Here is a 13,106-nt window from a genome sequence, read left to right on the forward strand (position 1 = left end):
TTTTTAACTTTCACCGAGGAGTGATCACGATGCCTATCAAAGTGCCAGACCATTTGCCCGCCAAAGAAGTGCTTGTCAACGAAAACATCTTCGTAATGGACGAGACCGTGGCATTCCATCAAGACATACGTCCACTGAAAATAGCGATATTGAACCTGATGCCGACCAAGGAGACGACGGAGACGCAAATATTGCGACTGATCGGCAATACGCCGCTGCAGGTGGAGTTCGTTCTCCTTCACCCGAAATCGCACAAGTCCAAAAATACGAGCGCCGAGCATCTGAATACGTTCTACAAAACGTTCGAGGATGTAAAGGACGACTATTTCGACGGCATGATCATAACCGGAGCTCCGGTAGAGCAGATGGAGTTCGAGGAAGTCAACTACTGGTCCGAGCTTCAGCAAATTATGGATTGGACGAAGACGAACGTCACTTCGACGATGTACATTTGTTGGGCTTCGCAGGCCGGCCTGTACCACCATTTCGGGGTGCCGAAATATCCGGTGCCGAACAAAATTTTCGGCGTCTTCCCGCACGCTACTACGGCCAAGAATGTGAAGCTGCTGCGCGGCTTCGACGAGCTGTTCTTCGTCCCGCAATCGCGCCATACGGAAGTGCGCAAAGAAGATATCGAGAAGGTGCCGGAGCTGGACATTTTGTCGGAGTCGGAGGAAGCGGGCATTTATTTGGTGGCGACGAAGGACGGCAAACATATTTTTGTAACGGGCCATTCCGAATACGACACTTGTACGTTAAAATGGGAATATGACCGCGACATTGCCAAAGGACTGTCGATCGAAGTGCCGAGAAACTATTTCCCGAACAACGATCCGAGCCGCGATCCGCTTGTAACCTGGCGGGCGCACGCCAACCTGCTATTCTCCAATTGGCTCAACTATTACGTGTATCAGGAAACGCCGTTCGATTTGGCCGCGCTGAAGAAGAAGCCGGCTCCGGCGGAAGAGTGGCTTACTTACGGCGCCGGGCTGTAACTCCCGGTAACTCTGATTGCTTGCCGCTCCGTAACTCTCAAGTCGTACGTCTCCCGACACGACCGATCGAAGTGCCCGAGACGGAGCCGCCGTCCGCAGCGGTTCCGCTCTTTTTCGCCACAATACCCCATTATGCCCAGGAGGATAATCGAATATGAAAATTGAAAGCCGTTTGGCGCAAATCGGTTCGCAATCCGAGCCGGTGACGGGCGCCGTCAGTTTCCCGATTTACCAAGCGACCGCGTTCCGTCATCCGCGGCTCGGGCAAAGCACGGGCTTCGACTACTCGCGTACGAAAAACCCGACGCGCGCCGTGCTGGAGCAGGCGGTCGCGGAGCTCGAATCGGGCGACGCCGGCTTTGCTTGCAGCTCCGGAATGGCCGCTCTGCAAACGATATTCGCCATGTTCGGCCAAGGCGATCATCTCATCGTATCGCTTGATCTTTACGGCGGTACATACCGTCTGATCGAGAAGGTCATGGGCCGTTTCGGCGTGACCGCGACCTATGTGGATACGAACGATCTGGACGCGTTGGAGAGCGCGAGCCGCCCCAACACGAAGGCGATCGTAATCGAGACGCCTACAAACCCGCTCATGATGATTACCGATTTGGAAAAAATATGTTCGTGGTCGAAAGCGAAAGGGTATATTTCGATCGTCGACAATACGCTGCTCACACCGTTTTTCCAGCGCCCGATCGAGCTCGGCGCCGATGTCGTCATCCATAGCGCGACCAAATATTTGGGCGGCCACAACGACGTGCTCGCCGGACTGATCGTCACGAAAGGCAAGGAGCTGTCCGCGGAGATGGCGTTCCTCCATAACTCCATCGGCGCCGTGCTGAATCCGCAGGATTCGTGGCTGCTTATGAGAGGGATGAAGACGCTGGCGCTGCGCATGGAGCGGCATCAGTTCAACGCGACGAAAATCGCCGAATTTTTGCTCGCCCACCCGATGGTCGAGGAAGTGTATTACCCGGCGCTGCCGTCCCATCCGGGTCACGACATCCAGAATCGGCAATCTTCGGGCAATACCGGCATTTTCTCGTTCAGGATGAATGATTCCCGTACGATCGAGCCGATTTTGCGCCACATCCGGCTCATCGCCTTCGCGGAAAGCTTGGGCGGAGTAGAATCGCTGATGACGTACCCGGCCGTACAAACCCATGCGGACATTCCGGAAGAAATTCGCCGGAAAGTGGGCGTCGACGATCGTCTTCTCCGCTTCTCGGTCGGTATCGAGCACGTCGACGACTTGATCGCCGATTTATCGAACGCCTTCGACGCGGCGAAAGCGGAGCTTGGCTGAGCTTTGCCTATCCGACACAAGCCGCTACCCTATGCGAGCCTGCTCTCACGCGAGATGGGCTCGCTTTTTTTAATGTCAAATTCATGCTACTATTTTTCGCGGGGAGTATGGTAATATAGCTTTATTGCTGACCCTTATCGGCCTTCGTGCCCCGTTTTGAAGCAGCGGTTGAGAATGGATCTCCGTATCTCGCCTGCCCCATTTAATAAAATGATGACTTGACTTACTTAAGCTTGCGACCCGTTGCGGATTATGAGCAAGATCATAACCAGGCATAACGGAACACATATTGCGGAGCGACCGCTTCCGTAAAGGTCCCCTTATTGCAAGCCGAAGCGCTCGTCAGCGGCTTCGGACATCGTTTTCCGGGGGATTGTTTTGCCATCTATCGAAATTCGGATTTTGGTACGGAAGGAGGGTCGGAATGGCAAATAGACCTAGCCGGGCGACGCTTTCGAAACGGATGGACGAGATGGTCCGCTCGATCCGCGACGAGATCGTGTCGGGCAAACGGAACGTCGGCGACTACTTGCCGTCGGAACGCGAGCTGGGGAAATTGTACTGCATCAGCAACAAGTCGGTCCGGCATTGTCTGGATGTGCTCGTATCCGAAGGACTGATCGAGAAAATTCCGAAGGTAGGCAACCGGATCGCCGACGTATCGGACAACAATTCGATCACGATCCGTTTCGGCTGTCACCGGACGACCGTGGAGGAAACCGATCTGGGAACGCTCATCTCCCAGTTCCATAAGCTGTACCCCCGTATCCGCGTGCAAACGATGATGCTTGAGCATTATGTGAGCGTCAGGCAGTCGCTCGAATCCGGCATTATGGATGTCGTGACCGTCAACGTTCCCAATTTCCGCGAAATGGTCGAATACGATTCGCTCGAATTGCTCGAGCCCCAGCAGCCGAACGGCGATATTTACCCGTATTTGAACAAAGCGTTCATGCATAATGGCGAGCTGTTGGTTCAGCCGCTTACGTTCTCTCCGGTCGTGCTGTGCTACAATCGCAAACATTTCCGCGAGATGAACATTCTCGAGCCGGACAGCAGCTGGACATGGGAGGATTTGAAGCGGGCGGCCTCGAAATTGGCCATACCGAACGAACGGTACGGATTTTACTTCTACCTGCTGTCCAACAATCGTTGGCCGGTATTTCTTTTGCAAAGCGGGATGCGGCTGCCGCCCGAAGGAGAGCCCGTACGCATTTGCGACGGCCCCTGGATGGAAGTGCTCAGGCTATGCAGGGACATCGTGATGAATCAGACGATCATGCCGCTATTCTACGAGGAGGCCGATGCGGAGAAGCTGTTCCGGCAGGAGAAAGTGTCGATGATCATGACGACCTATTTCAGCCTGAACGAATTGAAAAAGGCCGACTTCGAATACGACATCGCGCCCCTGCCTTATATCGAGAATCCGAAGACGCTGTTGATCGCCATCGGGCTCGGCATTAACGCGAAATCGGAGCAGAAGGAAGCGGCGCAAACGTTCGTCGATTTTTTGACCTCTTATCAGCCCCAATTGAACATTCGGCAGCGGACGCTCAGCATCCCCGCGTTGAAGCCGGCAGCCGAATGGATCGGGCCGGAGACGATGTTTCGGCCGTTGCGCTATCCGATGCATCGCGACATTGTCCCGACATACCGGCTATATACCGATCTGAACGTTACGATCGAGATGCTGACCGCGATCATTAACGAGGTTAAGCTGTATTGGGCCGGGCTCGAATCGGAGCAAACCGTATGCATGAAGATCGAAAAAGCGCTTAACGAAATAAGGAGCTCCAAACGAAAAGAATTATAAAGCCGGAACTTCGATAGCGGAGTTCCGGCTTTTTTCTTGAAATGGCATTTTGGATGCAAACGCTCCAGTATATGGAGCGTTTTTTTGTCGCGTTTGTCCCCGTTGACTGCCATGATTATTTATGTGAGTCAGATATACATCATGGAAACGGGTGAAAACGATTTATTATTGACAAATCGTAAAGGCATTCGTTAGAATGAAGACATTCAGAGTTAGTTGTGAGTTAAAAAACAAAACTACAAACGGAAAGCGGGAGCAGCATGAATCGAATCGCTTTGGTACCCGGAATCGATGTCTGGGGAGAAATTTTCACCGAGAAACATTTGAACCGGCTCCGTCAAATGGGCGAACTCGTCGTCAACCCGAATCCCGGCAATCCGGATAAGAGCACGGTCGCAGAGCTGATCCGCGACGCCGATTTCGTCATTACGTCCTGGGGGTGTCCTTCGTTCGACGCCGAAGTGCTCCGGGATGCGAAGCGGCTGAAGCTGGTCGCGCATGCCGCCGGAACCGTAAAAGGCATCGTAACGCCGGAGCTGATCGAACGCGGCATCAGAGTCAGCAGCGCGAACGATGCGCTCGGAGTCGGCGTGGCCGAAACGGCATTGGGACTTACGATCACCTCGCTCAAGCGAATGTGGGAATTGGCCCGCAGCACGAGAGCAGGATATTGGGAAGAAGGCAAAGAGCTGATCCGCGAAATGTTCGACGTCACGATCGGCGTCGTGGGAGCGGGCAGGGCTGGCCGCCACTACATCCGGCTGCTCAGGCAATTCGAAGTGGATATCGTGCTGTACGATCCGATTGTATCCGACGAGGAAGCTGTCGCGCTCGGCTGTCGGAAAGTTGGCTTGGAAGAGCTGCTGAAGCTATCGGACGTCATTTCGATCCATGCGCCTTCCATTCCGGAAACGAACCATATGTTCAATACGAAGACGTTCGCTCTGATGAAAGACGACGCCATTCTGATCAATACGGCCAGAGGAAGCCTCGTCCATGAGGAGCAATTGGCCGATGAGCTGGCCAAAGGAAGATTTACCGCCTGCATCGACGTAACCGAGCCCGAGCCGCCGAGCAAGGATCATCCGTTCCGCAGCTTGCCGAACGTCATCCTTATCCCGCATATCGCGGGCGCGGTCAATAACGGCAAACAGCGGCTGGCCCGTTATTCTATAGAAGATATTCGCCGATTTATCGCCGGGGAGACGTTGGATGGGGAAGTGAATTTGCAGAACCTCCACGTAATCGCGTAAACCCGAGTTTCGCGAGCACGACAGGAACGAGTACCAACGGTACGGCCTGTCGGAGTCTCTTACCCATAATGGAAGCGTTTCCTGTATGTGCACCGCAAGTCGAACGTACCCTATGCGGGAGGTGGTTGCTTAGGCGGAATGAGATCATCATGCTGTCTGCAGCAAATTCATAACGGGTTGGATCGTCAAAGGGGTTCGAAGCAATCGGCATAGTTAACCGTAAAACAGCTTCCGAAATCAGATCTGGGAGGATTCCATGAAAACATTAAAAGTGTTAGGCGCGGTTATGCTCGTTAGCACTATGGTGCTGAGCGCATGCGGAACGAAAGAGGAGAAAACGCCCGCCGCATCCGGCGGCGATGGGGGCAATACGACGGCGAAGCAAAAGCTCGATTTGCGCTGGTTCATCTTCGCTCCGGCCAACGCCTCGCTTCCTTCGGCGGATAAAGACTTCGTGAAGAAAGCGATCGAGGAGAAATTCAACGTATCGCTGAAAATCGACTATTTGCCGTTCGGCACGGATTATGACAACAAAATCAACGTTATTATGACAAGCGGCGACCACCCGGACATGTTCTTGGCCAACGGCGCGGCAAGCCAGAAGTTCGCGGTCGACGGTTTGCTGGCGGACCAAAGCGCATTCGTAACGAAGGCGACGATGCCGAACTACTTCAAGTGGATTACGGAAGACGAGGTCAAAAACTACCAGCTGAAAGGGATCAAGCATTCCCGCTCGCCAATGCCGTTCCAACGCAACACGTACGGCTCGTTCTATGTTCGTAAAGATTGGCTAGACAAATTCAATTTGCAAGCTCCGAAATCGTATGATGAATTGATGAACGCCATGCGCAAATTCACGAATGACGATCCGGACGGCAACGGCAAGAAGGATACGTACGGCTTCAGCGCCGCGGCCGCAGGCGGCAGATTGCCGCTCGATTTTCCGGCTTGGGTCAACAACGGCCTTGTCGCCGACTTCATGATCGACGACAAAAACCTGGAATTCGTGGAAACGCAGAGCAGCCTGAAGCTGCAAAACGTCTTGCAAAACGTGAAAGATATGGTCAAAGACGGCGTAGTCGATCCGGATTGGTTCGTCAACAAATCGCCGCAGCATCTGGATAAAGGCTCCCAAGGCAAAATCGGCGTCCTGTGGTCAACGGACAAAAACTTCGCTTTGGAATCCGTCCCGACCAGCGTGCAAGCCCGCACGAAGCAAATCGATCCGAAAGCCGACTGGCAGCCGATCTTCCCGTTTGCGAACCAGCCTTACGGTTGGAAGCAAGGAACGACGGGCGGAGCAAGCCCGTTCCTGTTCTCCAAAACGGTTGCGGAGAAAAGTCCGGATAAAATCAAGCGCTCGGTTGAAATTCTCGACTGGCTCGCCAGCGAAGAAGGCTACCTGATGACCCACTACGGTCTCGAAGGCCGGGACTACAAAAAAGACGGCAAAAAAATTACGATCGATCCGGCATCGTATGAAGCCAACATTACGAAAAACGGCAGCTTCCTGGATGTTTGGAAATTTTTCACGAACCTCGACGAGCCGTCCGTTCTCGGTCTGGAAGTTATCGATCCGCGAGTATCCGACCGCGACCGCGCGATTCTCAAATTCGTCGAAGCGATTCCGAAGCATTCGGGCGAGCCGGTTACGCTGGCGCCGCCGGAAGGCATGAACATCGGCGACTTCCGCAAGGAAATGGCCCGTCTGCAAAATGTAGTTCTGTTTGACGACAAAGATGCTTCCAACTGGCCGAAATACCGCGAAGAGCTGATGACCAAATACAAAGGCCAACAAATCTTCCAAGCCTATGTCGACCAAGTCAATGCGGTGCGTCCGGCGGATAAGCAATTGAAGCCGTTCAAATAAAAAATAAGTTTCTGCGTTACGAAACGAGCTTTGCAAGACTACCCAAACCCATGCCAAGAAGCTGTCCCTCCGGGGGCAGCTTTTTGGCGTCGTAAAGACAGACAGCGTCAGATCGCATACTCTCGAAAATGCCGTTTAGCTTCCGATTCCGCCGAATCGTCACTTTTCTTTCTGTTTTTCGGGGTGTCGATGTGATACGATAGAATGGATCAGAAGAAGGAGTGATAAGGATGAGCCGGATCGACCGCATATTGGACAAAGCGCTGGCGGGAGGACGACTTGATCTTGAGGACGGCTTGGCGCTTTACGACTCCGATGAAATCGAGAAAATGGGTGCGGCCGCCAACAAGATCATGTTGAAATTTCATCCGGAGCCGATTACGACTTTCGTCATCGGACGGAATGTTAATTATACGAATATTTGCGACGTGTACTGCAGATTCTGCGCTTTCTACAGAGCGCCGGGATCGAAGGAAGGTTATGTGCTCCCCGACGAAACGATATACCAGAAAATTCAGGAAACGATCGACGTAGGCGGCACCGAAATATTGATGCAGGGCGGAACGAACCCGAATTTGCCGTTCAGCTATTATACGAATATTTTACGGGGAATCAAGCAGCGGTTTCCGGACATTACGATGCACTCGTTCTCTCCGGCGGAAATATGGAAGATGAAGGAAGTGTCCGAAGGGCTGTCACTGGAAGAAATCGTACGGGAAATCCACGAGGCCGGTCTCGATTCGCTCCCGGGCGGAGGCGCGGAAATATTGGACGACCGGACGCGGCGCAAAATCAGCCGGCTCAAGGGCAGCTGGACGGAATGGATGGACGTCATGCGTACCGCCCACAAAATCGGCATGAATACGACGGCCACCATGGTCATCGGGTTCGGCGAGTCGATGGAGGAGCGCGTGCTGCATATGCTTCGCGTTCGCGATGCCCAGGACGAATGCATGGCCAACAAGTACCCGTCCCCCGGATTCCTGGCCTTCATCTCGTGGACGTTCCAGCCGGACAACACGAATCTGAAGGCCGAGAAGCTCGGACCCGACGCCTACTTGAAAAATGTCGCCATCAGCCGGCTTATGCTCGACAATATCCCCAACTTCCAATCGTCGTGGGTCACGATGGGGCCGGAAGTCGGCAAGCTGTCGCTTCATTACGGCTGCAACGATTTCGGCAGCACGATGATCGAGGAGAATGTCGTCTCGGCCGCAGGCACGACGCACAAGGTCAATATAAGCTCGACGCTGGATTTGATCCGCCAGGCGGGCAAAGTTCCCGCTCAGCGCAATACGCGCTACGAGATTTTGCGCGTGTTCGACGACGTGAACGCGAAGGTCGAGAACGATTTTGTGATGCAGAATTGAATGAAGCGTCCGTACGTGAAAGAAGCGCCGATGATTCGGCGCTCTTTTCGTGCTGCTCCGTATGCTGTTTATTTGCCCATACTGCGAATGGATGGATTGATCGTATTCCAGTCCCGTTCCCCATCGATAACCTTCTCAAACAATTTTCCCGTCTCCGCATCCATCACAAGCAGCATTGTCGCTTTTAAAAAAGTTCCGCCCTTTGTGTGAATACCGTCAGGGCAATCGATTGCAACTTTCCAAACGAGTCGGTTGTCGTCAATTTCAGAATGTTTTACGTTTCCTCCTTCCGCCTGCAAATACTCTCCCCACGTTGTAAGTTTGGTTGAACTAATGGTTTGATTATCGACTAACCGAATCTTTGTCGTTATCTCGTCTTTTTTGGCCAGCAGCTGCTCCTGCATGTCTTTGTTTCCTTTGTATATCGGTTCCGGTTGATTGATATATTCCTGAGTCTTCGCTTGCGGATCTATCGGTTTTTGTACGACAGGTTTATCGGGAGAGCCTTGGGCATTTGAGACCGTGTACCAAATACCCCCGCAAGTTATGAATGATGCCACTATAACTGCAGTTAACCAAACGCTTTTTTTGTTCATCCCGCATCACATCCATTTCCTTAATTTAATCTAAAATTAATTGTTGAAGGTTAAACGATTAATGGAATTATCCCATGTAAACAGTCCATGTGCCATTTACATTAGTTATTTCGAAATTGTGGGTACCTGTTGGGTATTCTGATTGAAAATTTCTTTCCCTGTATGTCGAGCCATAGTTATTATAAGGATATAATTGGAATATTTTCAATAGATAACTTGACGTATGCAGTTATAGATAATTTATAGTAATTTATCGGTTTAGATGCACCCCAAAGTAGCACTGCATATGCACTGCATATGTTCCGACCAAATTAATTCAATGAGTCTTGCAAATTGGCCCAGCTAAGGTGAACCAGTATCTCAAAGGCAGGTCGTCTCGGATGCTGCAGGACGAATTTTCCAAGCTGAAAAAACGGTACTGGGGCCAACACTTGTGGGCAAGAGGATATCTCTGTGCAACGGTAGGCACAGTGAATGAAGAAACGATACGTCGCTATATCAAAGGTCAACAAGTCGAAGGCGACGATGTATTTGAGATTGAAGAATCACGCACACGATTTCCGAGTTTCAGTCGGAAGCTTCGATGGCTTTAGCCAGTTGGTTGCTCTCAGCAGCTTTAGCCTTGGAACTCAAAACCCGATGCCGCCTTGCGCGTTAAGTCTCGAAACACTTCACGAATGAGCATGACAGGGGTCAGCGGTACGAAGCGTTCCCGACGGGTACCGGGTTCATGATTTTGCGAAATAAGGCGGTATTGCACTTGGCTTTGGTCACCCAATCAAAGTCGTTCTTTTCAAGAAATGCGCAGAATTCCTTACACAGATACCATCGGTTCATTGCTACTACCAGAGGCGGCGCGAAACGGATTTACGCAGCATCATCAGCATTTGGTTGGCCAAATCCAGCTTCGTCAAGCCCTCACCCTTCGTTTCGGGTTTATGCCATACCCGATACTCTAACCCGCACTTTAGCACCACCAGATTCATCGCCTATACATATGTTTTTGTAGAGACTTATCGCGATCGTGAACATCGATCAAGCGTATAGACTGTTTCGAGCTTCAGTTCGTCTGTTTTCTTCAGTCCGAAATCTTCCCGGTTGACCGGGCGCATGATGCTTGCATGCGAAATGTATCGTTGGCAAAGAAATAGCAAACGAACCTCTCAAACCCTTTTGATAGGGGGAGGAGGTTCGTTTGGTTGAGCTTGTTTTCAATCAACAAGTACAAAGCATCACCCGCCAAAAGCGTAAGTCGGCTGTCCCTTGACGTCGCTTTTATACAAAAACAATCCACCGGCGAGAGGCTGGTCGAGCAGGTTCGCCTCGGAAATGCCTACTCTCGCGGAAGTGATATACAATTCGTCCAAGTTCGGCCCCGCGAAAGCGCAGGAGCTGGACTGTTCCGCGGGCACATCGATTTTCAGCAGCAGCTCGCCCGTATGCGGATTCCATCTGCGGATTCCGTAGCCGCCCCACAGCGCTACCCAGATCATGCCTTCGGCGTCGCTGGTCATGCCGTCGGGGACGGCTCCTTCCTCGGTTACTTCTACCGCAACTCTAGGATTGCTCATTTCGCCCGATTCCAGGTCGAAGTCGTAAGCCATCACTTTTCTCGTAGGCGAATCGATGTAATACATCGTGCGGTTATCGGGGCTCCACGCCAACCCGTTGGAGCATGATACATTCTCGAATATCGTCCGGATCGTCAAATCGGTCTCCAAGCAGTACAGCGCACCCTGATTGGCGGTGCCATTCATGCTCATCGTTCCGGCCCAGAACCGTCCGGCTGCGTCGCATTTGCCGTCGTTGAACCGCGTATTCGGCTTCCGTCCTTCCGGGTTGCCCAGGAAGGTAAGACCATCGCCCGATGGATCGTAGGCGTAGAATCCGTCCTCCAAGACCAGAACGACACCGCCGGACTTGCGTGGAACAACGGCGCCGATTTTTTTCCCCAATGGAACGACGGACGTTTGTTTGGAGCTCACCTCGTATGTATGCAAAGCTTTTCCATCGATATCGACCCAATACAGCAGGCCGTTCCGTTCATCCCAGCTCGGACCTTCCCCTAACGCCGCTTTCGCGTCCAATAGCAATTCCGCTTGCGCCATGCCGATAACCTCCCCGTATCGTCTTGCTTTCCGTTCTTTCCCGACATCCATTATACACCATCCCTGCTGTTAGTTGTCCAACTATTCGGCCGCTGCGCGGATTGAGCTTGTGCCAAATTGTTGTTTGTATATATAGCGGGCTCCGACCATATACTTTTAGAAAGCAATGCGACACATACGTTCGCGAGAAAGGAGTGAGTCCGATGGAACTGTTCGCCTTGACGCTGTCGAAAAATTGGACGGCGTTCGCCGACAAGCTATACGTCCGATTATCGCTATCCGCACGGGATTTACATACAGCCGGAAACCATGTCCGATTCGAATGCGATTCGTTTAAAACCCATACGACGATACGCTGCATCGCCGTTTTGCCCGAATTCCGATTGGATTTGTCCGGTTCCGCCGTATTTCGGATGACGGCCGAGACGTTGGCCGTTTTTATGCTGGATGAAATGGAACAGCGACTGCTGCGCGAAATTGTTACGGGGCATTACCGGTATGTGGACGAGGTGGACATTTCCGCGATCGAGCAGTATTGCCGGCAAGTGCTGGACCAGCCCGAGCCGAGCGCCGATCTCCCCAAATCCCGGCAAAGAAGACAGCATAAAATCGCCGATGCTCTCTTCGCCTACCTGGAGCAAAACAATGTCATGAATGTAGTCGGCTTTATCCGCTTCCGCTTGTCGGATTATATGGACGAACTTCGGGAAGTGGCGGAATACGCCATCGACGAATACATTATGGACCAGCAGTACCAGGAGTTTATATCCTTGCTCAAATATTTCGTCTATATCCAGGAAACGAAAATTCCGGTCGCTCATCTGATGCATCGCGGCGGCAACGAATTTACGTTGTACAACGAGCAGATGAATCCGATCGATACGGAGCAGTTCGAAGGATTTACGCTCGAGCTGCTGGATAAGGAAATCAATTTCGAGGATATGATCGTAAGTACGCTCATTTCCGTTTCGCCGCAAAAAATCGTTATCCATACGCGCGACCCCGAGGAGCAGGTCATCAAAACGATTATGCAAATTTTCGAAAACCGGGCGATGGTTTGCACCTACTGCAAGCTGTGCGGCAGCGTCTTGACCGGCAAAAATAAGGATCAGCTGTACCCTTGACTCGTACGTGACGTTGATGTATAGTGATATCACATAAACCGACGAAAAGCGACGACCAAAGACACGAATCCCTGAGAGACTGTCCAGAGAGAGGAGACTAGGGCTGCAATCTCCTTCTGTTCGAACAGCGGATTTACCCCTTTGCAGCTTTGGCTTGAACCCGTGCCCGTGGGCCCGGCAGTAGACGCCATCGTTTCATCCCCGTTACCGGATGCGATAAGGTTTTGCGCGCTATTTACGACCCGCGGAACGAATCAGGGTGGAACCACGAGAACACACACGCTCGTCCCTCACGGGATGATGCGTGTTTTTTGTTTTTTTCGAAGCACGATCCCCCTCTTTCCCCCTTCGCCAAGGGGGAGGACTCGGGGCTGCCGCCCCAAGACCCCGCTAAGGGGCGTAGGAGTTACGGGGCCGTCTTCGGCGGAAATGGGTGCGGGGAGCGCTCTATATCTTCAGGGAAAGCTCGCCCTGCGGGCACGCTCTCAACCTGAAGACCCGCTTTCATATGGCGGATGTATGGAAAGTTGGTGCCCTTTGTTGGGATGCCTGCTGCTTTAGAGCATTCGGGAGGAACTGCGTGCTGGAAGTCGCGTCATGACTCCGTCATGAAGCTTTCTTTCGAGCAAAGCAAGAGCAAGAGCATCGCCGTGAAGCTCCGCTTCCCA

General features: G+C 52.4%; 9 protein-coding genes and 1 pseudogene. 8 read left to right on the forward strand and 2 right to left on the reverse strand.

The annotated features are described in order from the left end of the window. Positions 1-29 precede the first annotated feature (29 nt). The 6 genes from metA to mqnC all read left to right on the forward strand — a co-directional run bounded on the left by metA (position 30) and on the right by mqnC (position 8,610). Positions 30-995: a homoserine O-acetyltransferase MetA gene (metA, locus tag FE784_RS27030; protein ID WP_139605374.1), complete on the forward strand. Its 966-nt coding sequence runs from the start codon at positions 30-32 to the stop codon at positions 993-995. A 154-nt stretch (positions 996-1,149) separates the two neighbouring features. After that, positions 1,150-2,304 carry an aminotransferase class I/II-fold pyridoxal phosphate-dependent enzyme gene (locus FE784_RS27035; protein WP_139605375.1) on the forward strand — a complete coding sequence of 385 codons (1,155 nt, stop codon included), beginning with the start codon at positions 1,150-1,152 and terminating at the stop codon, positions 2,302-2,304. Positions 2,305-2,728: 424 nt separating this feature from the next. Further along, positions 2,729-4,117, forward strand: coding sequence for an extracellular solute-binding protein (locus FE784_RS27040; protein ID WP_139605376.1), 1,389 nt, complete (start codon positions 2,729-2,731; stop codon positions 4,115-4,117). A gap of 260 nt (positions 4,118-4,377) precedes the next feature. Beyond that, positions 4,378-5,370, forward strand: a complete 993-nt coding sequence (locus tag FE784_RS27045) for a hydroxyacid dehydrogenase (RefSeq protein ID WP_139605377.1) — start codon at positions 4,378-4,380, stop codon at positions 5,368-5,370. A gap of 256 nt (positions 5,371-5,626) precedes the next feature. Further along, positions 5,627-7,240, forward strand: a complete 1,614-nt coding sequence (locus FE784_RS27050) for a type 2 periplasmic-binding domain-containing protein (protein WP_139605378.1) — start codon at positions 5,627-5,629, stop codon at positions 7,238-7,240. Positions 7,241-7,470: 230 nt separating this feature from the next. After that, positions 7,471-8,610 carry a cyclic dehypoxanthinyl futalosine synthase gene (gene mqnC, locus FE784_RS27055; protein ID WP_139605379.1) on the forward strand — a complete coding sequence of 380 codons (1,140 nt, stop codon included), beginning with the start codon at positions 7,471-7,473 and terminating at the stop codon, positions 8,608-8,610. A gap of 68 nt (positions 8,611-8,678) precedes the next feature. Here mqnC and FE784_RS27060 read toward each other — a convergent pair whose 3' ends face one another. Continuing rightward, the gene (locus tag FE784_RS27060; protein ID WP_139605380.1) at positions 8,679-9,206 is read right to left on the reverse strand and encodes a hypothetical protein; all 528 of its coding nucleotides are present in this window, start codon (positions 9,204-9,206) and stop codon (positions 8,679-8,681) included. A gap of 332 nt (positions 9,207-9,538) precedes the next feature. Between FE784_RS27060 and tnpA the strand changes: the two are divergent. Next, positions 9,539-9,799: pseudogene (tnpA, locus tag FE784_RS27065) on the forward strand (IS200/IS605 family transposase); the annotation flags it as partial. 639 nt (positions 9,800-10,438) lie between these two features. On the opposite strand, the gene FE784_RS27070 reads toward tnpA, so the two are convergent. Continuing rightward, positions 10,439-11,365: an SMP-30/gluconolactonase/LRE family protein gene (locus FE784_RS27070; RefSeq protein WP_218103819.1), complete on the reverse strand. Its 927-nt coding sequence runs from the start codon at positions 11,363-11,365 to the stop codon at positions 10,439-10,441. 152 nt (positions 11,366-11,517) lie between these two features. Between FE784_RS27070 and FE784_RS27075 the strand changes: the two genes are divergently transcribed. Continuing rightward, positions 11,518-12,438, forward strand: a complete 921-nt coding sequence (locus tag FE784_RS27075) for a putative sporulation protein YtxC (RefSeq protein WP_139605381.1) — start codon at positions 11,518-11,520, stop codon at positions 12,436-12,438. Positions 12,439-13,106 lie beyond the last annotated feature (668 nt).

This window comes from Paenibacillus hemerocallicola, from assembly GCF_006265175.1.
Classification (GTDB): Bacteria; Bacillota; Bacilli; order Paenibacillales; family NBRC-103111; genus Paenibacillus_AB; species Paenibacillus_AB hemerocallicola.

Bases quoted from the DNA above. Each gene is read 5' to 3' on its own strand.
- metA (WP_139605374.1), top strand. From the start codon at position 30: ATGCCTATCAAAGTGCCAGACCATTTGCCCGCCAAAGAAGTGCTTGTC.
- FE784_RS27035 (WP_139605375.1), top strand. From the start codon at position 1,150: ATGAAAATTGAAAGCCGTTTGGCGCAAATCGGTTCGCAATCCGAGCCG.
- FE784_RS27040 (WP_139605376.1), top strand. From the start codon at position 2,729: ATGGCAAATAGACCTAGCCGGGCGACGCTTTCGAAACGGATGGACGAG.
- FE784_RS27045 (WP_139605377.1), top strand. From the start codon at position 4,378: ATGAATCGAATCGCTTTGGTACCCGGAATCGATGTCTGGGGAGAAATT.
- FE784_RS27050 (WP_139605378.1), top strand. From the start codon at position 5,627: ATGAAAACATTAAAAGTGTTAGGCGCGGTTATGCTCGTTAGCACTATG.
- mqnC (WP_139605379.1), top strand. From the start codon at position 7,471: ATGAGCCGGATCGACCGCATATTGGACAAAGCGCTGGCGGGAGGACGA.
- FE784_RS27060 (WP_139605380.1), bottom strand. From the start codon at position 9,206: ATGAACAAAAAAAGCGTTTGGTTAACTGCAGTTATAGTGGCATCATTC.
- FE784_RS27070 (WP_218103819.1), bottom strand. From the start codon at position 11,365: ATGGATGTCGGGAAAGAACGGAAAGCAAGACGATACGGGGAGGTTATC.
- FE784_RS27075 (WP_139605381.1), top strand. From the start codon at position 11,518: ATGGAACTGTTCGCCTTGACGCTGTCGAAAAATTGGACGGCGTTCGCC.